Source organism: Indolivaga capnocytophagoides (assembly GCF_036511535.1).
GTDB classification, from domain to species: domain Bacteria; phylum Bacteroidota; class Bacteroidia; order Bacteroidales; family Dysgonomonadaceae; genus Dysgonomonas_A; species Dysgonomonas_A capnocytophagoides.
On the sequence record NZ_AP028867.1, the window covers coordinates 529,331 to 555,001 of the forward strand.

The window sequence follows — 25,671 nt, forward strand, 5'->3', positions numbered from 1 at the left end:
GACCTTAATTATTTACCAGCTTTAAGGATTCCGCTGTGTAACGATCTCCTGTATTAGGGTATCTGGCTATGATAGATTCTATTTCCGTAATATCTTTTTTGTCTAATGTAACATCTACTGCCAGAGCATTTAATTCTAGGTATTTACATTTTTTAGTTCCCGGTATTGGAATAATATTATCACCTTTTGCCAAAATCCATGCAAGAGCTAATTGCGACGGATTTATATTCTTTCCATGTGCAAATTCAGACAGTTCTTCCATTAACCGTTGGTTGTTAATCAGATGTTCACCTTGAAATCGAGGCAGCTGAAACCTGATATCATCCGGCTTAAAAGTACTTACATCAAAATTTTCGGTAAACATTCCTCTTCCAAGCGGGGAATAGGGGATAAGCGATATTCCGAGTTCTGATGCTAGAGGATATATTTCAGCCTCAACATCTCTGGTTAACAAAGAGTATTCACTTTGTAAAGCAGCTATCGGATGAACTGTATTTGCCTTGCGAATACTAGTCGGTGATGCTTCAGATAATCCGATATAGCGAACTTTTCCTTCTTTCACCAGTTCGGCCATCGCTCCTACAGTTTCTTCTATTGGAATATTTGGATCTACCCTATGGGTGTAGTAAAGATCAATATAGTCTGTTTTTAATCGTTTCAGACTTAATTCTATTGCCTGTTTCATCCATTTGGGAGAACCATCGAAAGTACTTGCAAGAAGGTTCTCTCCGGAGTATTTGAATCCGAATTTTGTGGCAATAAATACTTTATTTCGATTTGGCTGTAAAACGGTCGATATTAATTTTTCATTTTCGCCGTTGCCGTAAAAATCGGCAGTGTCCCAGAAATTTATACCCAGATCCAATGCTTTGTGTAGTGTGGCGATGCTTTCTTCGTCATTTCGTTCTCCATACACATGAGACATACCCATACATCCCAATCCTATAGCGGATACTTGTTCGCCTGTTTTCCCTAATTCTCTGTATTTCATAACTTCATAAATTTTAGATATTGCAAAGTTAATTCGATATATAAAGACTTGGGACAGATATATCAAAGGTGTTTTTATAAAAATCAAAGAATTTTATTTCTATACTCTTTGGGGGATATACCAGCATTTTTTTTGAAAAAACTTGTGAAATGAGACGGGTATTCAAATAACAGGCTGTAAGCTATTTCAGACATTGTCCAATCGGTATTTTTGAGTAGTGCCTTCGCTTCCTCTGTGATCCGGGATGCGATATGCTGAGAGGGATTCTTTCCGGTAACTTCTTTCACTACATTGTTTAAATGATTTTCGTGAACCGACAGACATTCCGCAAAATTCTGAACGGTTCGCATTCTAAGGGGCATATCGGTGTTCTCTATTGGAAATTGGTTTTCGAGCAATTCCATAAACCGATATGTAATACGATGTGCTGCATCGAATTGTTTATTTCTTAACCCTATTTCGGGATAATGTTTCAATGCCTCATGAACTATAATTTGTAAGTAATTACGTAATTTACTGTACTTATATATGTAATTGGAATTCATTTCCAGAGCCATCTTCCTGAAGATATATGCTACATCATTTAAAGCTTCGTCATCAAGAAATACTACAGGGTTTTCTCCTATCCGGAACATTGGATAGTCTTTCACCGAAAAAGAATGATCCCATGATTGTATAAACTCTTCAGAAAACAGACAGAACCATCCTTCCTGCTCATTGGATGTGGGTTCCCATGAATGTGCTACCATTGGATTGGAAAAGAATAATGCTGGCTGGTCTATTACAAATTCGTCATTGGCAAAATGTATAATGCCTGTACCTCTCGTTATTAATGAAATTTTATAGAAATCGCGACGATGAAATGAGGCCGTAGGAGAGCAATAACGGCGCGGAAAGACATTGAATAAACCTGCACTTTCGCTATCGATCCGGATATCAGCTATCTCGGAAAGACTTTTATAAAAATCATGGATGGTCTGAATCTGTTGCATAGTGCAAATTTATAAATATCAAATTGTTTTCTAGTGTTGTGCACTGTAAATCTCAATTGTTTTCATGAGACAGGTGTTTGAACTTCTTTATATCTATCTGGTGTTTATTTACTAATAACCCCATGATACGGCGTGTTATACCTAACTGTTCGGCTGACTTTGTTATATTTCCCTGCATAAGTATGAGAGTATCTATAAGCATCTGCTTTTCTACTCTTTCCAGTACATTGAACAGAGCCCCTTTACTTACCGTATTGGATGATACACCCGTTTGAAGAGTAGGGGGTAGGTTGTACGAATGTATTACATTATCGGTAGAAAGTATCATAGCCCGTTCTATAACATTCTCAAGCTCTCTGATATTGCCCGGCCACGAATACATCATGAGCATGTCTAAGGCACCTCCGGTTATCCGCTTTATATCTGTACCGTTTCGTTGATTCAGTTTCGAAATGAAATGATCGGTAAGAATTGGAATGTCGGCACAGCGTTCACGTAACGCCGGAACATAAATAGGAAAAACATTTATCCGGTAATAAAAATCTTCCCGAAAAGAATTAGCCTTGATCATCTCCTCGAGATTCTTGTTTGTAGCGGTTATAATACGTACGTCTACGTTTATGGTTTTATTGCAACCTATTCGTTCAATCTGTCGTTGTTGCAGAACTCTCAGTAATTTGACCTGTATGGAGAGAGGAACATCTCCTATTTCATCTAAAAAAATAGTGCCGCCGTTTGCCATTTCGAAACGTCCTATATGCTGGGTGCTTGCTCCTGTGAATGCTCCTTTTTCATGACCGAACAATTCACTTTCGATCAGGTTTTCGGGTAATGCCGAACAATTAACCTTTATAAAAGGTTTAGACTTCCTCGTGCTGTTATTATGTATGGCTTCAGCGATCAGTTCTTTACCGACTCCGCTTTCGCCTCTTATCATTACCGTGCTGTTTGTTGGAGCAACACGTTCGATAAGTGCATAAAGGTCTCTCATTAGCGATGAGTTCCCGACGATATTGTCGGGTTTGAAAGTTTTTCCCGTTCTTAACCATTGGTTTTCACGTCGTAATTCTTCGAGCTCTTCAATCTGCTTGCGGCGTATCGAAACATTTTTAGCAATAAGCATTCCTACAATACTCAGAAATTTTACTTCCGGCGAAAAATCCGCCATATCAGCGTGTGTCTTGTGAATACTTAATGTTCCTGTTATTTCGTTTTTGATAATTATAGGAACACATAAAAATGCCATTAATTGTCCGTCTTTATGTTTGATTCCTGTTTTATTGAGGAATTTGGAGTTCTTAGATATGTCTTTAATTACAACGGGTTTTTCGGATTGTACTACTTCACCTACAATACCTTCTCCCATTTTATAAACACCCCTGCTCTTTTCCTCATCAGTTAATCCAAATGCTGAACTGATTATGATACGGTCGTAGTTTCTATCGATAATGGTGATCATACTGTATTGTGCATCCAGAAATTTGCACAACTCTTTTAGTACAGATTCCAGACTTTTGTATAAGTCTTCGCTGTGGCTTATTGTATTACTGATGTTGACAAGGAATGTTAAATCTGTTTCAACGTAACAATTCCTCCTGATTCGTTCACAAAGCATAACGATCCTCCTAATTTCAAAAATCTTTCAACCTAAATAAATCTGAATCAAAATTACTTAAAAATATATTTCAATGTGTTATTTTAATGTATTATTTGTTTATTTTATGTTTTAATGTTTTTATTATGCTTGTTTTGATGTTCTTTTGTTAAGGCGGTTTGTTAGAAAGCTTCGGAATAAAAGGGATGCGTTTACCCCTCTGCTTTGTGCCATCTGAAAATGCATATCGTTCAGAAAATCCTCAACCAGATTGTCGCTGATTTCATATCCTTCGTTGTTTGCAAAATATTTAACCGCTTTCAGTCCCGAATGCTTACCGAGTATAAATTCGCGATGTCCTCCTAAAAGCTCGGGTGGTAATAGTTCGTATGTCGAAGGTTCTTTCAGTATTCCGTCTACATGTATTCCTGATTCGTGGGCAAATATTTTACCTCCTACAATGGGTTTTTGCACCGGAATCAGATAACCGATCCATTCGGCAATATCAATGCAGAGTTTTTTCAATCTTATAAAATCGAAGTTTTCAATCTTATTTTCTAAATATTGCATGATGCAAAGAAATTCTTCCAAAGACGTATTTCCGGCTCTTTCACCCAAGCCCAAAACCGAGCAGGATATAACATCGGCACCCGACTCCCATGCCGCTAAAGCATTGGCGGTAGCCATACCGAAATCGTTATGCCCATGGTAATCAATTACGATATCTGGGTCAGATAAATACCTTATAACTTTACTAACCTGTAAGGGAGTCATTATGCCTAATGTATCGGCAAAGCGGACACGTTTGGCTCCCAGCTGTTGTGCCGTAGTAAATATTTTCTTTAGAAAAACAGGGTCTGTGCGGGATGCGTCTTCAGCACCGAAAGATATAACTGCTCCTTCTTTCAGTGCCAGATCGAATACCTTTTCCATTTGAGGAATTATCCAATCTTTATTTTTACCCATTTTTTTTTCTATCATTATATCACTTGTCGGAACCGATATATGAATGGTTTGTATACCTGCCTTAAATGATGCTGTAATATCTTCGGGCAAAAGTCGGTTCCATGATAAAATCTCGGCGCTTAGGTTCAGTTTCTTTAGAGCTTTCAGATTTTTTCGTTCTTCTTCACCCATCGAAGGTATACCAGCTTCGATAATTTCGATTCCCATATCACTCAATTCCGATGCGATATAAAGTTTTTCTTTGCTTGTAAAATACACACCCGGAGTTTGTTCACCATCTCTTAGTGTTGTATCCAGTAATATAGGTTTTCGCATTATTATCTCCTTTCTTTGCTAGGATTAAAGGACAAAAGATATACATCTGTATAACTTTTGTTCTCATTTGTTTTCTTGTCTCCGCTTTTCTTTCTGTATTTATCCGCAACCTTTTTGGTCTCCGTGACAGGTTGCACCACATACAAAAGGGCCTGCTTTGTATATGGGGATAAGAGGTCTCTGATTATAAACAGTATCAAGTCCGGTATCAATCAATCCTTTCATCTGAATAACCCGTATACCGTTGCTTTGCAATGTACTTGTCGGCTTTTTACCTGATCCGCTAACCAATATAGCCTGACAGTCGGTTAATACACTGTTACATAGTTCGATCCATTTATTGGAGCAGTCTCCTGACACAGGAGTTTTTCTTTTTTCAATAAACCGATATCCATTCTTGGTTTTTTCGTATATAGATAACTCTTCAGCTTCGCCTATATGTAAGTCTACCAGATGCCCGTTACTTGTCGCTGCTGCAACATAAGGTTTATATCCGCCTTTATCCACAGCTAAGGTCGAATATTGCTTTACCATATCCATTGCTGCAGTGTTATCTTGCCCTAGAAGTCCTGCGGCATCTGCACGACAACGTGCACAATGTTTCATTGGTTTTATATATTTTGATATTTGTGTTCTGATTCGGGACATCATTTCCCTCGAAGGTTCTTCTATGTTTTCGAATGCAGTTCCCGCAGTAGGATACATCGGAATGCAGTTCATTGTATCTGCGCCCATTTCAGCAACTTTTCGGGCGAGTTCTTCAATATCCTGATCATTTATTCCGGGTATGACAACAGTATTTATCTTGACGATAATCCCTTTTTCCTTTAATTTACGGATGCAGAACAATTGCTTGTTCAATAACAGTTGGGCTGCTCCTGATCCTTTGTAGTATTTGTTCCCATAGCGTATCCATGAATATATTTTAGCTAATGTTTCGATATTTAAGGAGTTGATCGTGATAGTAACATGTGAAACATTAAGCCTGGCTATGCGATCGATATGAGGAGCCAGATCGAGTCCGTTGCTCGAAAGGCAGAATATCATATCAGGAAATTCTTTTGCTATCAATTCTATTGTAGTCAATGTTTCGTTCGGGTTGGCAAATGGGTCACCTGGACCTGCTATACCGACTACACTCAGGTTTTCTAATTTCTGTTTTAAGTCTTTGAAATAAAGAGATGCCTGGAAGGGCAGTAGAACCGAACTTGTAACTCCCGGTCTGCTCTCATTGCAGCAATCGAACCGGCGATTACAGTAATTGCATTGTATATTGCATTTAGGAGCTACAGGCAGATGTACCCGTGCATACTTGTGCTTGGCTCCTTCATTAAAGCATGGATGTAATGATAAGTCTTTCATTTTTCGTCTGATTTTAATGTTTTGTATCCAGGCTTTTGTTGTATAATTAGGTTTTAATTACAGCATGTACTGTAACAAATTAGCCGGCAGGATATACGAAAGCATGACAGAATCCGTCTTTCCGTATTTCGGTTTTTACTTTGTAGTTGAAATTACCTAACTCGCGTTCTATCCATTTAGGTGTATGCAGGCAGATAATCTCGAGTTCCACAAATTTATTATTCTGAAAGAACGGCAGCAGGATATCCTTCGAATTCATAGATTCATTTTTCTCTTGTACCTTCACTAAATTTATCAGATAACAGCCTTTTGATGAATCTCCTACTGCTATTGGGCTGGTCTCGTTGTTTTGCTGTTTGCAAAGTTCCGCCTTTTTTATAGCTTCGATAATTTCTGTCCTGACCAGTTCTCTTACCTGATCGAGAACTGCAAGCGGAGAACCTGTAGCCGAAAAAACACGGATGTGCAGTTCTTCTTCGAATATGGTATTAAAGATACCCATACTTCGTTTGATAATGAATGCTTTACATCCTGCCAAATCCGATGCTATCGTATAGATACTCTTTCTTATATCCACCAGGTTCATATTCCGGTTTATATATAAAGGTACTTTACATACACAGAGCCATTGCCCGCTGTTTTTCATTTCATATATGTAAATCATTCCGCTCGAATCGAATGGTAAGGTATTTCCTTCCGCATCCACAAATGCTGCTATTTTCATAGTTCTTTCCTATTAGGTGAGAGAAAATGTATTCAAAGACATCCCCCAATTTACATCGTGAGTCAGTACATAGATACGACCTGAGTTAAACTCCGTGTTTTTTGCCTTTAATGGATTCGATATCTATACGAATAACGGCTGTGGCATGGAGATTCCCTTTCGGATACTCAAATTTTTTGTCAGTAAATTGAGATACAATTCTATCCAGAACAGTAATTTTATCATCTTCGGATTCAACAAATTGAGCTTTGCCGAATCCTATGACTGTGCGGTGTTTCGCTTCGAAGTCGCATGCCATATCGCTTTCCACTATTCCGTTATCAACAGATATCTCGAAGCATACATTGTTGTTCCTTTTCAGGATATCAATCTTAGTTCCTGCTTTGGCCGAATGAAAATAGAGTGAGGTGCCATCATAAGCATAGAAAACAGGGATGAGAAATGGTAAATTATTATCAGATAGGGCAAGGTGCATGACTTTGCCCAAAGAGATTATTTCGTCAATCTCTTTTATATCTGTAATTTCCCTTTCTTTTCGCCTCATTGTTCCATGCGGATGTGCAGCTGTAGTTCCTTCCATAATTGTTTATTTTTGTTTACATCAATGATTCTTTAACCTCTTTGATTTTTTCTTTGTCGAAAAGATTACTGGCCTCGTCGCATAACCGTAAAGTTTTATCTGCATCTTCTTGGGTAGGTGTTCCGTGAAAGTAATCTTCGAGAAAACAGATTCCGAATATCTGATCAAGTGACTTTACTTCTTTGCTGAATTCTTTCGGAGTGTCGATCAGTTTATCCACAGCTATCATAAGAGAGATAAAGTTGTGGTTCATCGGTTCTTCTCCATATAATTCGCATATGGCAACCAGATATCTTTCAAGAGCGACAGATGCTATGTTGAATACCAAACTGAAAGCCTGACCACTGTCACGAAACTGCAAAGCCCGCTTGTGATATGCCTGAGCATCCCTGTAATCGTTTTCGAAAAGAGATTCTACACTGTAATCATACTCGACATTTATCATAGCTTATGATTTTTTCGATAGGAGGGTTACCATACATTCAGCACCCATTCTTTATTGTGTTTGTATTCCATATCGGTAAATATCGCATTTGCCATTTGCTCCGCCAGCCATGTTGCTCCGGCGTATCCTACTACAGGATGACGGAAGTGTCCGGCTCGGTCATAGACCGGAAATCCAACTCTAACCATTGGTATATTGTTGTCTATGGCGATATATCGACCTTTAGAATGTCCCAGAATAAGGTCTAATTCCAAACCTTCGTTTTTTATGCGGTTTTCAAGTTCCCAAAAGTCAGCGTTAGTTATTATTTCCATATTAAAGGTTACTCCTTCTATCAATGCTTTGATACGGGGATCATCTTTGTATCCGCTGTTATCGTCGCCCAAAAGAAGAAGAACAGGTTCCATTTCAAGATCGATACAAAATTCGGCTAAGCCTATAACTAAATCGGCACTGCCATATATAGCTACCTTCTTTCCTGCCAAAAACATATGAGAAACATCGGCGATGGCGTCAATGGCTATACCTCTTTTTCTGACAAGCGATTCGGGTATGGGTTTTCCGGTCATTTTCTTTACATTCTGAAGAAAAGTATCCGTATTGCGTATACCAATGGGGGTTGGCCCGATAATGGACGGAACATCAAACTCCTGTTCGAGGTATTTGGCTGCTTTGCCGCCTTCGTATTTATTTAAAGCAATAGTGCCTATTGCATTTGCTGTACTACGCAGATCTTCGATTGTAGTTTCGCCATGTGAAACATGATTGCCATCGGGCATAAGGGGCGAATCGAACGTTTCTATTTCAAAAAGTACTGTAGCCTGTACATCCATTTCGGATAACAACGATTTTAGTTCTGTAACATCTCCCGGATCTACCCAGCCTGTGATAAGATTGATCTTACCGTTTGTATGATCTTCTTTTTTTGCAAAATACGATACAAAATCCTTTACGGCTATATCGTATCCGCTTATCATACTTCCAACGAAACTGGGTGTATGTATGGGTATTAAGTGCACTTCTCTGTCTGCATATTTTTCTTTCAACAGTCCGTTGTTCAGCTTCAATACCACACCGTCTATATCATCTCCTATAATTTCGGTAGAGCAGGTTGTGATGATAGGGATAACTTTTACATGGGGATAGCGCATCAAAAGAACATCTACACCTTGTTCCACTCGATGCAGAGCCCCGAATACAGCAGCGTCTTCGTGTAGAGATGAAGATGCCAATTCGAAACTTTCTTTGAAATGCTGTGAAAAAATAAGGCGGACAAACATAACACAGCCTTGACCTCCATGCACAATTCCGATACAATCTTTGATGCCGATGCTGGCAAATTGGGCTCCTGCCGGCTGACAGGTAAATATAGGATTGATTACTCCAACCCGGTCTTTCGGTTTTAATTCACAACTCATATCTTTTTTCTTTTATAGTTTTTTAATTAAGATACTTACTCCTGAAGGCTTACTGTATCTTAATATTGCTCTTTTACCAGTTCTGTATTCAGTGAACCTTTGATCATTGTATAATCCATTTGCTCTTTAAGTAATTGCATAATCAGAGTAATGTCTTCATTACTGGTTTCTTCTAGCCACGGAAAATATCGTTTGAATGCTTCGACCAAAGTCATGGCTTCGCTCCAGTAATACCTGTCCGCATAAGAATCGTCTTCTTTTGCATTTTCTCCGCAGAGTAGTTGACGGCTTTTGGTGAGAATACGCTCGTTTTGTATCTCCCTGTCCCAGCCTCGCGAATTGTATTGCCAAAGGCAATGCTTTGTGATGTACCATTCGAGTTGAGCCATTTTCTCTTCAGCTGTCTTTTTATCCATAATTTTTTTCTATTTATGACTTGTTATTCAACTTCTACAACTTTGTTTTTCCTTAGCTGCTCTATGGGAATTGTTCTTAGTTCGCCTGTTTCGGGATGAGGAAACAAATATGGATTTTTCTCTCTGAGATCGGGAATCGGGTCATATTTGCTGGTGCATTGTCTTAACTCAGTTGACGATTTAACTTCATCACTAAGTTTTGTGTCAGATAATAGTTGCTGCGTTTCGAAACCTTTATCTGTTGGGATTTCATCTTTGCTGATGTCGAGAAATGATAGCTTGTGTATCGGTGAATATACAGCATTGTAAATATCTCTGGCAAAGCGTACCCATCCTTCGTATCCTTTGTATGGTCCATTATGATACCCATGAGCATTGAGGTAAGGCACTCGTATTTTCTTAGCAACTTCTCCCGGACGTTTACCTGTGAAAATAATATCAGGTTTTAGTTCATACATGGCTTCAAGTCCTTCCAGTTCGTTAGGGTCATCAATGGCTAATACTCCGGGCTCGCAGCGAGAGATTCCCTTTTCCATATCGCCTTGATGTCCGAATTTTGTATATACTGAAACTACTTCAAGCCCCATTTCTTTATGGATTGAGTGAGCCCAGTGCCATAATTTAGATCCCCCCGGCCACAAACATACTTTCAATCCTTTCAGTCGAGCGGCATACCAATCTAGTTCGGGTTTCCAGCGGGCGGTTTCCTCAGCTATAATCTCACGTGCTTTGTCTTCTATACCAAAGAAGTATCCGATTTTAAGTAAAGAGTCAGAGATCGCTTCGAAACCGAATCCATCTATATCCATACGTGGAATTCCGTATCTTACCCGCAGTTCATCGCAGATATATTCGGCTGACCGGGCACATTCCAATACATTGAGCTGAGCTTTGTGCATACCTCTCAGATCATCGAAGCGTCCGTTTCCGGTGAAAGTCGATAATATCTGTATTCCCATCCGGTGGAGATAATCTTTCATTATTTCCTGATCACCTTGAATATTGTATTCTCCGACATAATTGACTACATATTTGCTGTAGATTTCCGGTTCGACAGTACCTACCATCTGAGACAGCCATGCCAGATTTATTTTATGGTGACCTCCTGACTGACTTGGACCCGCAAATCCGGGTGAGTTGCATACAAACACTTTTACATCGGGCATTTCCTCCATTACTTCATCGGCAATGGCATTGATATCGTCACCAATAAGAGCCGATGCACAGGTTTGGTAAATAGTCATTCTTTTGATATGAGGAAATGCTTTGAAAGCCTCAATGATATTTTTTTTGAGCATTTTTTCTGCACCGAAAACGATGTGGGCTTCTTTCATATCTGATGCAAATGTGTATTTCAACTGAAAGTTTCCGTCATCGCTGATGTACCTTTTGGTCTGCCATGTATCATAGGTGCAGCCGACCGGTCCGTGGCTGATGTGGATTACATCTTTCATCGGGGTTCCTATTACATGCTTTGCTCCGCAGTAGGCACATCCTCTTTCGGATATTGTTCCGGGAATCGTATTCAGATATCCCAACGGAAGAGCATCTGTCAATTGTTCCCCGGGTCCTTTATCTACAGCATGTTGCAGACGTTCGGGGATACATTCACTACATTTAAATTGATGATATGGCATGATTCTTATTTTATTAATTTAATACTAAGGTTATAGAGCCGAGTCGCCACTTTCTTTGGTCCGTACTCTTAAAGCATTATCTGTAGGGCAGATGAAAATTTTGCCGTCGCCGATATAACCCGTTTTATTGGATTTGATAATTGCGTTTACAATAACCTCCACATCCTCATCTTTGGCCACAATAACCAGCATACGTTTTGGCACAAATTTCATCCCTGTTACATGCCCTTTAACCAATGCGTCTTTACTGATATCTATACCACTCAGAATAGGATTCAGTCCTCGTTGATTTCCTCTTCCAAATACAGGAATAGCTGTAACCGAAGGTATATTTAATTCATCGAGACTTTTTTTTGTTGCATTCATTTTACTGGGACGGATGATTGCTATTATTTCTTTCATAAGCGTCTGTTTTCTTATAATTCATTCGATCCCGTACGTACGGTGCGAACCTGTTCGACCGGCGAAATAAATATTTTGCCATCACCTTCACTTCCTGTATAGGCTTTGTATTGTATGATCTTTATAACTTCATCTACAGATTTATCATCCACTACGATGATAATGAGAGTTTTCGGAAGTTCGTCATAATGGGTGTTTCCAACTGTAAGCCCTTTTTGTTTACCTCGCCCGAAAACAGGCATTTTAGTCATAGAATAGTATCCGGATTCTGCTAATCCTTCCGTTACGTTGTCGGCTGTTTCGGGACGAACAATTGCTCTAATCATTTTCATATTCAATAGTATTTAGCGGTTTTGATTATTGGTAGTCCCATTAGTTATTCTGCGATTCCGTATTTAACAACCATCGACTCCAGCTCAGGCATTGTTAAAGGTTTTGGTATTACAAAATTTTCATTAGCAATGATTTTTCTTGCTAATTCGCTGTACTCATGAGCCTGGTTACAGTTTTCATCATATTCTATCACTGTTTTCTTGTTGAATTCAGCTTTTTGAACAATATTGTCACGAGGAACGAAATGAATCATTTGAGTTCCGATTGCAGCCGCAAATTCTTCGATAAATTCTCTTTCTTTATCTACTTTACGGCTGTTGCATACTAGTCCGCCAAGTCTTACTCCGCTCTGTTTTGCATATTTTACCAAACCTTTGCAGATATTATTTGCGGCATATACAGCCATCATCTCGCCCGAGCATACAATGTATACTTCCTGAGCTTTTCCGTCTCGGATAGGCATCGCAAATCCTCCGCATACTACGTCTCCCAATACGTCATAAAATACATAATTGAGATCTTCGGTATATGCTCCCTGATGTTCCATTAGGTCAATTGCTGTAATAACTCCTCGTCCGGCACAACCTACACCAGGTTCAGGACCTCCTGATTCGCAGCAACGAATTCCTCCGAATCCTGAGCTGATAACCTTATCGGAAGTAACTAATTCTGCACCATCATCACGAAGTGTGTCCATTATCGTTTTTTGATTCATCCCTCCCAAAATCATACGGGTAGAATCTGCTTTTGGATCGCAACCATGTATAAATACTTTTTGATTGTGAAAGAATGCCATTGCTGCTGCTGTGTTTTGTTGTGTCGTAGACTTTCCAATTCCTCCTTTTCCATAAAATGCAATCTTCTTCATAGTTTCTGTTTTTTAATTTGTACCATTACTGACTTTCATAAACCAACAAATATGCCATAAGCAAATAGCTAGTTGCGTTTGTTGAATATGGTTGTGGTTTAAGATGTTTTTAATCAGGTGTTTGTGTTTGTGCTTTTTGCTTGTTTTTTATTCTGTAGGTATGATTCTATTGTTGTGTTTAAGTGTGTTATATGAACATATTGGTACTTTGTTGTGTTAAAATGTTCCAAAATGAACTATTGTATGTTCAGGGATAATTTACTCTGGTTATATCAGATCTGTAACCTTTATGGGGTTATTATCCTGTTTGTTTTTGTCTAGGTATAAATGTGTCAAGGTTAGAATGTATTCTTTTTACTTCAGAGAGAAAAAATTAATCTTTGTTATAATATTTAAGATTTTTCTATTAGATATGATAATAATGTTATTTTTTACACTTATTGATGTGTTTGTCCACCTAAAATGGAAATTTGTCCACCTTTATTTAGGTTCCTAAAGTTACTTTTGCTTTTGTTAATCAATAAAAGGGTATATGGAAGGAATAGATATCCAATTCTGAAAAATCTGATTCTTTATTCTATTTCATATAGTTTACACAATATTTGTTCGTGTAAATCCGTGTCAGAAATTTTGTTAATAAAACTAAAATTTAATTAAGGGAAGAGTTCCGATTTTATTGTAAATGATGAGTAAAATAATAAGAACCCCTTACCAAGTAATCATCGAAAGTTAACAAAAGGTCTAAGACCTTAAGAATCTACCAATAAATCATTTTATCATGAAGAAGACATTATCAATTTGCCTCTCTTTATTTATCAGTTCCACGATCTTAGCTCAACAAAAAACTACCGTAATTGTAAATGCGGATCAAGGGAAATTTCAGATTGATCGTAATATCTACGGACAATTTTCAGAACATTTGGGACGCTCTATTTATGAAGGTCTTTGGGTTGGAGAGAATTCACCTATACCTAATATAAATGGGGTTCGTAAAGATATTATAGATGCTCTGAAGCACATTAGAATTCCAAATTTGCGCTGGCCAGGAGGTTGTTTTGCCGATGAATATCATTGGATGGACGGTATTGGACCTCGTGAACAAAGGGCAAAAATGGTAAACACCAATTGGGGGGGAGTTGTTGAAGATAACAGCTTTGGAACACACGAGTTTCTGAATCTTTGCGAAGTGCTGGGAACTGAACCTTATATATGCGGAAATGTAGGTAGTGGCACTGTTGAAGAAATGTCGAAGTGGGTAGAGTATATTACGTCGGATGGAGAAAGCCCTATGTCGGAGCTCCGAAAAAAGAACGGGCGTGAAAAACCTTGGAAAGTGAAGTTCTGGGGTGTAGGAAATGAAAACTGGGGATGTGGTGGTAATATGTCTGCCGAAGCTTATGCAGAACATTATCGCAGGTATGCTACGTATTGTAAAAATTACGGAGATAACAGATTATATAAAATAGTGGGTGGTCCGAATGTCGATGATTATCATTGGATGACTACCATGATGAAAAATATTCCGTTGGGTTTAGTCAGCGGGGTATCTTTACACAACTATACTTTTACTCACCGTTGGGAAGATAAGGGCGATGCAACCGGATTTACCGAAGATGATTATTTTACTGTACTCGAAAACGGACTTCGTATGGATAATCTTATCACCCGTCATTCTTCTATAATGGATATATATGATCCGGGTAAACGTATCGGACTTATTGTTGACGAATGGGGTGCATGGTATAATGTTGAAAAGGGTACTAATCCGGGTTTTTTATATCAGCAGAATACCTTGAGAGATGCTATTTTAGCCGGACTTATCCTTAATATATTCCATGATCATGCTGATCGTGTGAAAATGGCCAACATAGCACAAATGGTTAATGTACTGCAGGCTCTTTTCCTTACTGAAGGAGATAAGATGCTTTTGACTCCTACCTACTATGTTTTTGATATGTATAAAGTACATCAGGATGCAACAATGCTCCCTACCACTGTCAACAGCGGTCAATATAGCAGGCTTAACCGCAGTATAAAAGAAATATCGGTTTCCTCGTCTAAAGATAAAGATGGCAAAGTACATATTTCATTCGTGAATATAGACCCTGAAAAAGATATTGATATTGAATGTGATATAAGGGGAATGAAAGATACTCGTCTTCTTGGAGCAAATATAATTACGGCTCCTGAAACAGGAAGTCATAATACATTTGACAAAAAAGATGTTGTAACACTAAAAGAATTCAACGGAGCAACTGCCAAAAATGGGAAACTAACCTTCAAAATACCTGCGAAATCACTTGTGACAGTTGAGATTAATTAAAATAAAAAGTATAGCCAGCCCGAAAACATTATTGACTTTGTTTTCGGGTGCAGACCTTAAATAATACCAATTACCAAAAAGATAAACAAAAGATACCAGAAAAAACGCATTTAGAATAAGCCATACTACAGGGTTTTTCAAAACACCGGACATATAATGTATACGATCCTAAAGGATGCTATGTTTGAAAAAGAGAAAACAAAGTATCGAAACCTTATGTCATTAAAAGAATAACAGCAAGTTACTTCAACCTTTTATTAAATAAACTATGATTTTGTTTAGAATAAAACAAAGGCTATTATCCTATAGTGTTGTTATAGGTATGATAGCATTTATCCTCAGTTCATGTCAGGATTGGGGTGAGATGGATTCTCCTGCAGGGAATCAGGTTTACCCGAAACTAGAGAAATTGGTTAGTTACTCATTCGAGGACGATCTTGATCCTACCGTATTTAACTTATATGCATACAATAACGGTGCTATTCCTGTTCAGACAGATGACGAGGTACTCGCTAGCCGGGTACTACATCTGAATGGAGGATATGCTCGTATTGACAATCCGCTAAATAGTGTAACTGTACAGAATGGAGTATCGTTAACCTTTTGGGTAAAACAGACAGCCCAAACCGAAGAAGGTGCAGAACAGGATTTGGAAGGTTCGCTTTTTTCTTTTCAGAATGAAAATGGTAAGCAGAACCTGTTCATCACGGCTAATGGCTGGTTGAGCTATAATGGTGTAGATGGAACATATGAGGACAATAATCCCTCGGGATACAAAACAGGACTGATGAGTGTCGGCGAATGGCATTATGTAGCAATGATGGTTCGTGACGATGGTTATGCAATATACGTTGATGGGCAGAAAAAAATAGATAAACAGGTTACAGATTTCGATTTTTCTAAAATTGTTCAGTTTATGGCGTCTGTTCCTAGTCTGTATATCGGGTATGGTTCGGATACGGATACAAAAGAATGGATGCTGGATGATCTGACAATCTATCGTAATCAAATTACCGATACACAGATAAAAGTACCAACAACAGGCGGCGGCGAAGAGGAGAGTGATTATATCATTGTAGGCAATGAAGATTATTCTACTACATGGTGGAGTGCTTTTTCCGACTTGGTGACGATGGCAGGCAACCAGACAACTCACTATGGTTTTTATAATTATACCGATGGAACAGCAAATTACCGTAACTGGGTATTGGTTCTAACTAATGGAAAAGATAGGGGAGAAACCGGATATGCCGAATATTTCGTACTGCGTGCCGATGGTTACGGTTGGGGAGATGCCAATTATAAGGCAGACAATATTACTCATAATTTCAATTTCGATGATGGAAGTTTCACTAATGATATGAAAGGTGCATATGTTGATCTGACTATCAAGCGAACAAGTAACCGTGTCGATGTGAAAGCTGTTGTAACAGCTACAAGCGGAACCGTATATAATTATAGTTTCTATTACGAAGGAGAAATGACTTCTACGATTGGTTCTTTCCTTACCTGCGAAGGTTCATATCTGGCTATCGATCCTAAAGTTACCTATGTAGGAGATTCATATACTCCTGGTTCTTATTTAGTAGGTCCGGCAGATTATAGTGCAGGCTGGTGGTCATATTTTTCAAGTCTTTCAAAAATATCGGGTAATACCTCCTCTCCTTTTGTATATACTTTCTACAATAATAACAATGCAACACAGAATTATCATAATTGGTTGTTGGTTGTAACTAATGGAAAAGATAGGGGAGAAACCGGATATGCCGAATATTTTGTCTTACGAGCAGATGCTTTCGGTTGGGGAGATACTAATTATAACGGATCTAATATATCAGCAAGTTACGATTGGGATTCCTATAAAACACAGATGAAGGGCGCATACTGTATGCTGATAATAACACGAAGTAGTAATCGAATAGATGTAATTGCAAAAATAACAACAGCTGCCGGAGTACAACTTCCCGATTATACATTCTATTACGAAGGCGTATCTACAACAGATATCGGAACATTCCTCACAGTAGAAGCTGCAAGTTTAGATGTGCGTACTGTTGCTTATTATCCGTTTTTTTAATACTGAAGAAGAATAATCTATTCATAAAATACCATATATGAAAAACAAACGAACAAAAACAAAGGCATCGGGGAGTCCTTTACTCCTCCGATTGTTACCTGTGGTTTTTCTGATTTTTATCGGGACTAACGTATGGGGGCAGTCTAAGCAGGTGAAAGGTGTTGTGAAAGATGTTACCGGCGAAACGGTTATTGGTGTCAGTATTGTAGAGAAAAATACAACCAATGGAACAGTCACCGACTTTAATGGTAATTTCACACTCAATGTCAGTAGCGACAATCCTGTTTTGCAGGTTTCATACATAGGATTCAAATCACAGGAAGTAAGTATTAAAGGGAGAACTTCTATTACAATCATTATGGAAGAAGATGCCGCTTTATTGGGTGAAGTGGTAGTCGTTGGCTACGGAGCTCAGAAAAAAGAAAGTGTAGTCGGGGCCATATCACAAGTAACTTCTAAAGACTTGCTGCAATCTCCCGGCGGAAATGTATCTCAAGCTATTGCCGGAAAAATAAGCGGGGTCGTAACCTCCCAGACATCCGGAGCACCAGGGGCTGATGATACTCAGATTTATATTCGTGGGCGTGCGACTTTTGCAGGTGATGCTCAACCTCTTATTTTGGTAGATGGAATAGAACGTCCTTTCTCTCAGATTGCTCCTGATGATATCGAAACTATTTCGGTACTGAAAGATGCTTCTGCCACGGCGGTATACGGTGTCCGAGGAGCGAACGGAGTTATGCTGATCACAACAAAAAGAGGAAAAGACCAGAAACCTGAAGTAAACCTGACAGCCAATTGGCAGATACAAAGCCCCACCCGGAAAGACACATATCTTAATTCATATCAGTCTGTGAAGCTGCTCGAAGAAGCCTTGTCTAATGATGGTTTACCTTCTCAATTTTCGGCAAGTGATATCGAAATGTATCGTAAGTCTAGTGCCGGAGAGTTGAGCGGTCTTGATGCTATGCTTTATCCGAATGTGGATTGGTACGATCAGGTTCTGAAGAAAAGTGCACCGGCTCAACGTTACAATGTGAGCATACGAGGAGGAACAAAGCGTATGCGTTATTATGCATCGGGAGAATTTTACGATCAATCATCACTTGTCCGTAATTTGAGTAATAATATATATAATAACAGCTCTAATCCTAAATACCGGCGTTATTCGTTCCGTGCGAATACCGATTTCTTCCTGACTAAAGATCTTACGTTTTCAGTAAACTTCGGAACTCGTTTTGAAGAACGTAAAGGTTCGAATACCAATGAGTCAAATACATATAGCGAAATATTCTATGAGATGAATCATACTCCGGGATGGCTTTTTCCGGTATCATACACTGTACAGAACGGCGAAACGACTAAAACTCTTTATGGAGGGAGCTCCCAATACCAGAAAAATATTGTAGCGGCTTTAGCCGATGGTGGGTATTTCCGAGCCGTGAATACAATTAATGAAACCAACTTTATAGTAGATTATAAAATGGATTGGCTGACTAAGGGCTTGAGCGGAAAAGCGATGCTTTCTTTTGATTATGAAAACTATCATCGTAACCTTTATTCTGCCGGATTTGCCACTTATGAGTTAAACGATCGGGATAATTATACATCTATTGATGCTTATAATCAGTTTAATACGGATACGAAACTGTCTAACTCGCATACATTCGAATCTATCTATAAACTTTATTTGGAAGGTCAGTTAAACTATGCACGAACTTTTGGTAAACATGATGTTACAGCCATGATGTTGTATATGCAGAACGACTATCGTTACAAATCTGATCTTGCACAGCGTTATCAAGGTTTGGTCGGACGTGTTACCTATGGATATGACGGGCGTTATCTGGCCGAATTCAATGCAGGTTATAATGGATCTGAAAACTTTATGCGTGGAAAAAGGTTCGGATTTTTTCCATCTTTCTCTCTAGGATGGCGTATAACTGAAGAAGAATTTATGAAGAATACACAAAAATGGCTTGATAACCTCAAGATAAGAGCATCTTATGGTCAGGTCGGTAATGACATATATCAGGTAAATGGTGTGCGCCAGCGTTTCTTATATGAAGAAAAATGGTCGCAGGTATCAAATGATTATTATTTCGGAACCACTGGTCAGAGTGGAATATACGAAGCTCAGTATCCTAACTATGGGGTAACATGGGAAAGGGCCCATAAATATAATCTGGGACTCGAATTTGGTTTGTTCAAAAACCGTTTGAACGGAAATATTGACTTGTTTTATGAAAAACGCAACGATATATTAACCGAATATCTTACCAGACCTCAATGGGTGGGTGTTGTGATGGCAGCCGGAAATTTGGGTAAGACCAAAAATAGCGGTTATGAACTCGAATTAAAATATGCCGACCGTATTGGCAAAGACTTCAGTTATTCAGTCGGCATTACTTACTCTCATGCCAGAAATGAAATTCTGGATATGGACGAACCTGCATCCAAAACCGATTACAGAAAAAGAGAAGGACATCCTATTAATCAATATTTCGGATTGGTTTCAGAAGGTTTTGTGACACAAGCAGATATTGACGGAGGTAATTTGCCTGTTTCTACTTTTGGTAACGTTAAGGTCGGAGACCTTAAATACCGGGATATGAATAAGGACGGATTTATTGACGAAAGAGACGAAACATATATTGGAAACAGTGATATTCCCGAAAATATATATGCTTTTACATTGGGGCTTAATTGGAAAAACTGGGGCTTTAATATAATGTTTCAAGGAGTGAACCATGTTAGCCGTTACTATGATGCCGAAGCTATGTATGCTTTTGTCGGTGGTGGAAAAGTGAAAGAACATCATCTGGATCGTTGGGATCCTTCACAAAGTGAAGCATATAACCTTGCTAATGCTAAATATCCATTATTACACTATGATAGCTATGGAGATCATAATCAGAGGCAGAACTCTTTCTTCTTGAAAAACGGCGCATTTGTCCGTCTGAAGAATATAGAACTGAGTTATAGTCTGCCGTCTGCTTGGGCACGAAAGGCCGGTATGAGTGATTGCCGTTTGTTTTTCAATGGTAATAATTTGATAACCTGGGATGATCTGGATGGTTTGACTGACCCCGAAAGTAATGGTTCGAACCGTTATCCAATCATGAAAACTGTGAATTTTGGTGTAAATATTAAATTCTGAGAAACATGAAGAAAACATTTATATATATACTATCTGTCCTTAGTATTACTTGTATCACGATGTCTTCCTGTGAAGATGCTTTCGGCGGATTTTTGGATAAGCAGCCAAGTAACGAACTTACCGAAGAAGAGGTGTTCAATGACTGGAATTTGATGGTGGAATTTCATTACGATACTTATAACTTTTTACGTCACGGAGCCTGCCGAATAAATAATTCATGGCTGGATGCAGCTACGGATCTTGCAGAAACAAGTTATTCTACTGGAGGTGTACGATCTTCATTCAATATAGGGAACTATTACGGATCGGCAGGTGCAGCGGAGCTTACCGGCACATGGGAACATTATTACCGTGGAATACGTAAGTGTAATATGATTATCAGCCGTATAGACAGCGTGCCGAAAGAACCAGCATTGAGTGACAGTAAATACAAAGAAGATAAATTAAATTATACATCTGAAGCCCGTTTTCTGCGTGCATTTTTCTATTGGGAATTATTTCTCCGGTATGGCCCAATTCCTATAGTGACCGAAGTGCTTGATCCTGATGGTGATCTGTTGAGCAATTATACAACCCGTCCGACAGTGAAAGAGTATGTGGTGGATTTTGTTCTGAAAGAACTGAAAGAGTGCGAACCCGGCTTACTTTCTTATACCAACGCATGGAACTCAAGTCAGGCAGGGCGTATAGGTCAGCCTATGGCACGTGCCCTTTATTCACGGGTAATGTTGTATATGGCTAGTCCCAGATATAGTACCGATTCGGGTATTACATGGCAGCAGGCTGCTGATGCCGCAAAAGGTTTTATTGATGATTACGGCAGCAACTTCAGTTTATTTACAGCAACTGATGGAAGTGGGAATACATTAGGGAATGAAGCTTATACAAATGCTTTATTAAGAACTGCTTATTCGGGTAATAATAAAGAAGTTATTTTTTACCGCAATGATGTGGTTGTAGGCTGGAGCAGTATTCAAAACGATACACCGGTGGGAGAAGGAGGAAACGGAGGTCTGTGTCCCTCTCAGAATCTTGTAGATATGTATGATATGGCTGATGGGTCTTCTCCTTTTTCTCAGTATGATGCGACAGGATCTCCTGTATATAGCAGTGGAGCCTCAACTCCGGTTGTTAATACAGCCAGTGGATACAGTGATACTAAGCCGTGGACAAACCGCGACCCCCGTTTATCGGCATCTGTCCTTTATAATGGAGTGGCATGGGGAAATGGTACAATAAATGTGGTTCTCGGTCAGCGTGATAATCCTACGGGTAATACCAATGCTACACCTACAGGTTATTATGTACGGAAATATATTCCGGAAACAATTTTGAGTGCCGAGCATTCTCAGACGGCATACCGTCTATGGACATTTATCCGTTATGCTGAAATATTACTCAATTATGCCGAAGCACTAAACGAAGCTCAGGGACCTAATGCCACAGTTTACGTTTTGCTCGATCAGGTACGTCATCGTGCAGGTATTACAGGAAACGTGGCCAATCGCAACGATCTCACTTCTTCTAAAGATAATATGAGAAACTTTATACATAAAGAGCGTACAATAGAGTTTGCATTCGAAGAGCACAGGGCATGGGATGTTCGCCGCTGGAATGTGGCAGTAGAAGCTTTTGCACGTCCTATTTATGGAGTAAATGTAAGTTCTGACGGAACTATTACTCGTAAAATAGCGCAGAGCAGGGTTTTTGACGAAAAGATGTACCTCTATCCGATACCGGAAGGCGAAGTTTGGAAAACAGGTATTGAAAATAATCCGGGTTGGTAATCCTTAAATAGAATACACATGTATACAAGTATATATAACATAATAAGCAAATTGCCCCAAAAAGGAAAATATTTGTTGGTTGGAGTTCTGATGTTAGCTTGCTCCAATATCTGGGCTCAGGAGGCCGGAGTGCTTAAAGGGCGCATTCTGGATGCCGAAGGTAAACCTATTGCCGGAGCTGTCGTGAATGTTGCTGAACAGAGCCGCATTGTTCTTTCGGATGAAAACGGATTCTTCTTTTTGAAAAATGTAAAAGCCGATGATGAATTATGTGTGAGTTGTATCGGTTATAAAAATGCCACAGGGATAGCCGAGTTTGACAGCGATTTTACAATCACAATGGAGCCCGATCTGGACGAATATCTGCATACTATGCCTGTACCTTTTGGTCGTAAACCCCGAAAGTTTATGACTGAGTCCACCTCTGTGGTAACAGGCCAGGAACTTCAGAAACACCCGATTACTGTGCTGCAAAATGCTTTGACCTCCACCGTGACCGGAGTTGAAACATACGAATGGTCGAGCGAACCGGGATGGACGGAAACAGCTATGTATATAAGAGGATTGCGCACCATGAATAAGAATGCCCGCAGCCCGCTTATTATAGTGGATAATGTCGAAAGAGACCTTTCTTTTCTTGATGCATTCCCGATAGAAAGCATTACCATACTGAAAGATGCTGCAGCGACTGCTATTTATGGTATGCGTGGAGCTAATGGCGTTATTCTGGTAACTACCAAGCGTGGTGAGGCTGGAAAAACAAAGATAGACTTTACTCAGGAGGTCGGTTTCCAGATGTTAAGTAATAAAATGGAAACACAGAATTCTTATAATATGGCATTGACCCGTAATCAGGTTAGATACTTGGATGGGTTAGAACCGATGTATACTGATAAACAGATAGAAATGTACAGGAGAGTGTCTTCCGGTGAAAAACTGACGGGTATCGACCAGTATAAATATTTTAATACAAACTGGTTTGACGAATTATATCGGGAAACAGCTCCTTTGTATAAAACCAATATGCAGATTAGTGGGGGAAATGCCCGTGCTAAGTATTATGTATCGTTTTCTTATCTGAGGCAAGAAGGCATGTGGAATGATAAATGGACAGAGTACAACGATGGTTACAGTACCCAACATGCTTTGAATCGTTACAATCTTCGTTCGAATCTGGATATAGATGTTAATAAGTACCTTAATGTGTCATTAGATTTGGGTGGACGTATTGATAATATAACTCAGCCGACTACCGGTGTATTCAGCTTAGTTACTTTTGGAGCAGTAGAAGCAAACCCGATGGAACCCGTTTATACTCCGGGAGGGCAGATATACTCCTCGAATACAGCAAACAATCCGGCACGTTTGCTTGCCTCGTCGGGACAGGAAAAGAATCGTCGACGCAATTTATATTCGACAGTCAATATTACAGGAGACTTAGGCACATTAGTCCCTGGTCTTAAGGTAAATGCTATGGTTAGTTTCGACTCTTATGATGTATTCGAATCCACACAAACCAATAGTATTAACTCTTATTCATATGATTATGCTAATGCTGATGTGACCGATCCTTCAGGATTTACCTTGACACGTATGACTTCATTTTCAGCATTGTCCGATCCTTCTGCTGTGGAACGCAGTAATTATTATAATGTCAATTTCAATACTGGATTATCGTACGATCATACATTCGGAAAACATAGTATAAGTGCCCGTGCTTTTTTTCGTACATATCAGAACACAGTCAATCTGATAGAGAACTCAGATTATACCGGTCAGTCGTCTAACCGCTATATGTCGTATAATGGACAAGGTACTTACATTTATGATAATAAGTATATATTTTCGGGCAATATATCCCGTATGGGATGCGACAATTTTGCACCCGATGGTCGTTGGGGAACTTTCTGGGGAACATCTGTGGGTTGGGTTGCATCTGAAGAATCCTGGTTGAAGAATAAAAATATAAGCTTGCTCAAACTTAGAGCATCCTATGGCAATTCTGGACAATCTACCACAGGTGCTAATCGATATCCGTATCAGAATACATACAGTTCGGGAACAGGATATAGCTTTGGTACTTCAAATTCGAGTATCAGCGGCGTATATGAAAGTTTAGCCGGTAGTTATAATAATAAATGGGAAATCTCGGATATGTTGAATTTGGGATTGGATTTTGATTTTTGGAATAAGAAACTTTACGGATCATTCGATGCATTTAAAGAATGGCGGTCAAATATTCTGGTAGATCGTTCTACTATTCCGAGTTTAGTAGGGGTTTCGGTTGCTCAGGATTCTTATGGAAAGGTAGAATCCAAAGGTTTTGAGTTGACTTTAGGACATCATGGTAATATTGGTAAATTCAATTATTTTGTAGAGGGCATGCTTACCTACAATACAAATAAAATAACAGAGATGGACGAAACTGAGCCGAATGTATCTTGGCAGCGTAAAACCGGAGGACGTATTCGTGATTATACTTCTGTTGCAGAACTATACGAAGGTTCATTTTCTAATGGAGTGGGAGGTTGGAACATTTATAAATTTGATAGATGGGCAGCCGATCCTAATAGGGTTGCTACAAGCTTGCAGGATGCCATAGATCACCCTGAGAAATATCCTTACAATACTGCATCGAACGGTTCTCAACAATTGGGTACGGCTGTCTTTAAAGATTTGAACGGTGACCGCCAGATAGATTCGAACGATATGATCCCTGACAGCTATACTATAATTCCGGATCTTATCCCTTCTGTAACTTTCGGATTTGAATATGCCGGATTTGATGCACGTGCTATCCTTACTGCTTATCTAAATCGTTCCGTATTTCTCTCTCCTTCGCTTAGTTATTCGGGATGGAGTAATATGGGAACTCATGAGGTTACTAAGGCATGGGGATATTATAACGATGATCCTACCGACCCTCGTAATATTAATGCTAAATATCCCCGTCCTACATACGGAGGATTCAATTCTATTGATAGTGACCGAAGTACAGGTACTTATCAGAATGATATCTGGATTGTAAATGGTGACTATCTATCGTTGAGGAATATCGAAATAGGTTACTCTCTTCCTAAGAAACTTATCGCTAAGGCTAATCTGACCAAATGCCGTTTCTACTTTAGCGGATATAATCTGTGCAACTGGAGCCATCTACCAAAAGGCCTTGATCCTGAAAAACCGATGAGTTATTGCTGGTGGTATCCTAAAACCCGTTCATTCTCATTTGGTGTAAATATCAGTTTCTAATATCGAGACCTTAATTCATGAATAAACAA

19 protein-coding genes are annotated in these 25,671 nt (G+C 39.1%); 5 read left to right on the forward strand and 14 right to left on the reverse strand.

Annotated elements, in window-relative coordinates:
* Window positions 1-4 precede the first annotated feature (4 nt).
* The 14 genes from AABJ51_RS02345 to nifH form a co-directional block, all read right to left on the reverse strand.
* Window positions 5-991 carry an aldo/keto reductase gene (locus tag AABJ51_RS02345; protein WP_338374247.1) on the reverse strand — a complete coding sequence of 329 codons (987 nt, stop codon included), beginning with the start codon at window positions 989-991 and terminating at the stop codon, window positions 5-7.
* A gap of 83 nt (window positions 992-1,074) precedes the next feature.
* Window positions 1,075-1,983 carry a helix-turn-helix domain-containing protein gene (locus AABJ51_RS02350; RefSeq protein WP_338374248.1) on the reverse strand — a complete coding sequence of 303 codons (909 nt, stop codon included), beginning with the start codon at window positions 1,981-1,983 and terminating at the stop codon, window positions 1,075-1,077.
* A 52-nt stretch (window positions 1,984-2,035) separates the two neighbouring features.
* Window positions 2,036-3,598 carry a sigma-54 interaction domain-containing protein gene (locus AABJ51_RS02355; RefSeq protein ID WP_338374249.1) on the reverse strand — a complete coding sequence of 521 codons (1,563 nt, stop codon included), beginning with the start codon at window positions 3,596-3,598 and terminating at the stop codon, window positions 2,036-2,038.
* A gap of 123 nt (window positions 3,599-3,721) precedes the next feature.
* Window positions 3,722-4,858: a hydroxymethylglutaryl-CoA lyase-like TIM-barrel protein gene (locus AABJ51_RS02360; protein WP_338374250.1), complete on the reverse strand. Its 1,137-nt coding sequence runs from the start codon at window positions 4,856-4,858 to the stop codon at window positions 3,722-3,724.
* A gap of 99 nt (window positions 4,859-4,957) precedes the next feature.
* Entirely contained in the window at window positions 4,958-6,220 is a 1,263-nt protein-coding gene (nifB, locus tag AABJ51_RS02365; protein WP_134437090.1) for a nitrogenase cofactor biosynthesis protein NifB, read from the reverse strand.
* A 79-nt stretch (window positions 6,221-6,299) separates the two neighbouring features.
* Window positions 6,300-6,944, reverse strand: a complete 645-nt coding sequence (locus AABJ51_RS02370) for a Fe-only nitrogenase accessory AnfO family protein (protein WP_338374251.1) — start codon at window positions 6,942-6,944, stop codon at window positions 6,300-6,302.
* Between the two features lie 85 nt (window positions 6,945-7,029).
* Window positions 7,030-7,524, reverse strand: coding sequence for a pyridoxamine 5'-phosphate oxidase family protein (locus AABJ51_RS02375; protein WP_338374252.1), 495 nt, complete (start codon window positions 7,522-7,524; stop codon window positions 7,030-7,032).
* Between the two features lie 16 nt (window positions 7,525-7,540).
* On the reverse strand, window positions 7,541-7,969 hold the full coding sequence (locus tag AABJ51_RS02380) for a HEPN domain-containing protein (protein WP_321577238.1): 429 nt from the start codon (window positions 7,967-7,969) through the stop codon (window positions 7,541-7,543).
* Between the two features lie 26 nt (window positions 7,970-7,995).
* Window positions 7,996-9,387, reverse strand: coding sequence for a Fe-only nitrogenase subunit beta (anfK, locus tag AABJ51_RS02385; RefSeq protein ID WP_338374253.1), 1,392 nt, complete (start codon window positions 9,385-9,387; stop codon window positions 7,996-7,998).
* A gap of 59 nt (window positions 9,388-9,446) precedes the next feature.
* Window positions 9,447-9,803 carry a Fe-only nitrogenase subunit delta gene (gene anfG, locus AABJ51_RS02390; RefSeq protein ID WP_026625682.1) on the reverse strand — a complete coding sequence of 119 codons (357 nt, stop codon included), beginning with the start codon at window positions 9,801-9,803 and terminating at the stop codon, window positions 9,447-9,449.
* Window positions 9,804-9,826: 23 nt separating this feature from the next.
* Complete coding sequence (gene anfD / locus AABJ51_RS02395; RefSeq protein ID WP_338374254.1) at window positions 9,827-11,440, reverse strand: nitrogenase iron-iron protein, alpha chain; 1,614 nt, start codon at window positions 11,438-11,440, stop codon at window positions 9,827-9,829.
* Between the two features lie 30 nt (window positions 11,441-11,470).
* Complete coding sequence (locus AABJ51_RS02400) at window positions 11,471-11,842, reverse strand: P-II family nitrogen regulator (protein ID WP_338374255.1); 372 nt, start codon at window positions 11,840-11,842, stop codon at window positions 11,471-11,473.
* A 14-nt stretch (window positions 11,843-11,856) separates the two neighbouring features.
* Complete coding sequence (locus tag AABJ51_RS02405; protein WP_026625685.1) at window positions 11,857-12,174, reverse strand: P-II family nitrogen regulator; 318 nt, start codon at window positions 12,172-12,174, stop codon at window positions 11,857-11,859.
* A 44-nt stretch (window positions 12,175-12,218) separates the two neighbouring features.
* A complete protein-coding gene (gene nifH, locus AABJ51_RS02410) occupies window positions 12,219-13,043 on the reverse strand; it encodes a nitrogenase iron protein (protein ID WP_026625686.1) in 825 nt (274 codons plus the stop codon).
* Between the two features lie 778 nt (window positions 13,044-13,821).
* Here nifH and AABJ51_RS02415 point away from each other — a divergent pair.
* The 5 genes from AABJ51_RS02415 to AABJ51_RS02435 all read left to right on the forward strand — a co-directional run bounded on the left by AABJ51_RS02415 (window position 13,822) and on the right by AABJ51_RS02435 (window position 25,642).
* Window positions 13,822-15,366 carry an alpha-N-arabinofuranosidase gene (locus AABJ51_RS02415; protein WP_338374256.1) on the forward strand — a complete coding sequence of 515 codons (1,545 nt, stop codon included), beginning with the start codon at window positions 13,822-13,824 and terminating at the stop codon, window positions 15,364-15,366.
* A gap of 322 nt (window positions 15,367-15,688) precedes the next feature.
* Window positions 15,689-17,443 (forward strand): LamG-like jellyroll fold domain-containing protein, encoded by a 1,755-nt coding sequence (locus AABJ51_RS02420; protein ID WP_338374257.1) that lies wholly within the window; start codon window positions 15,689-15,691, stop codon window positions 17,441-17,443.
* A gap of 37 nt (window positions 17,444-17,480) precedes the next feature.
* Complete coding sequence (locus tag AABJ51_RS02425) at window positions 17,481-20,603, forward strand: SusC/RagA family TonB-linked outer membrane protein (protein WP_338374259.1); 3,123 nt, start codon at window positions 17,481-17,483, stop codon at window positions 20,601-20,603.
* Window positions 20,604-20,608: 5 nt separating this feature from the next.
* Window positions 20,609-22,390, forward strand: coding sequence for a RagB/SusD family nutrient uptake outer membrane protein (locus AABJ51_RS02430; RefSeq protein ID WP_338374260.1), 1,782 nt, complete (start codon window positions 20,609-20,611; stop codon window positions 22,388-22,390).
* 18 nt (window positions 22,391-22,408) lie between these two features.
* Complete coding sequence (locus AABJ51_RS02435; RefSeq protein ID WP_338374261.1) at window positions 22,409-25,642, forward strand: SusC/RagA family TonB-linked outer membrane protein; 3,234 nt, start codon at window positions 22,409-22,411, stop codon at window positions 25,640-25,642.
* Window positions 25,643-25,671: the final 29 nt, after the last annotated feature.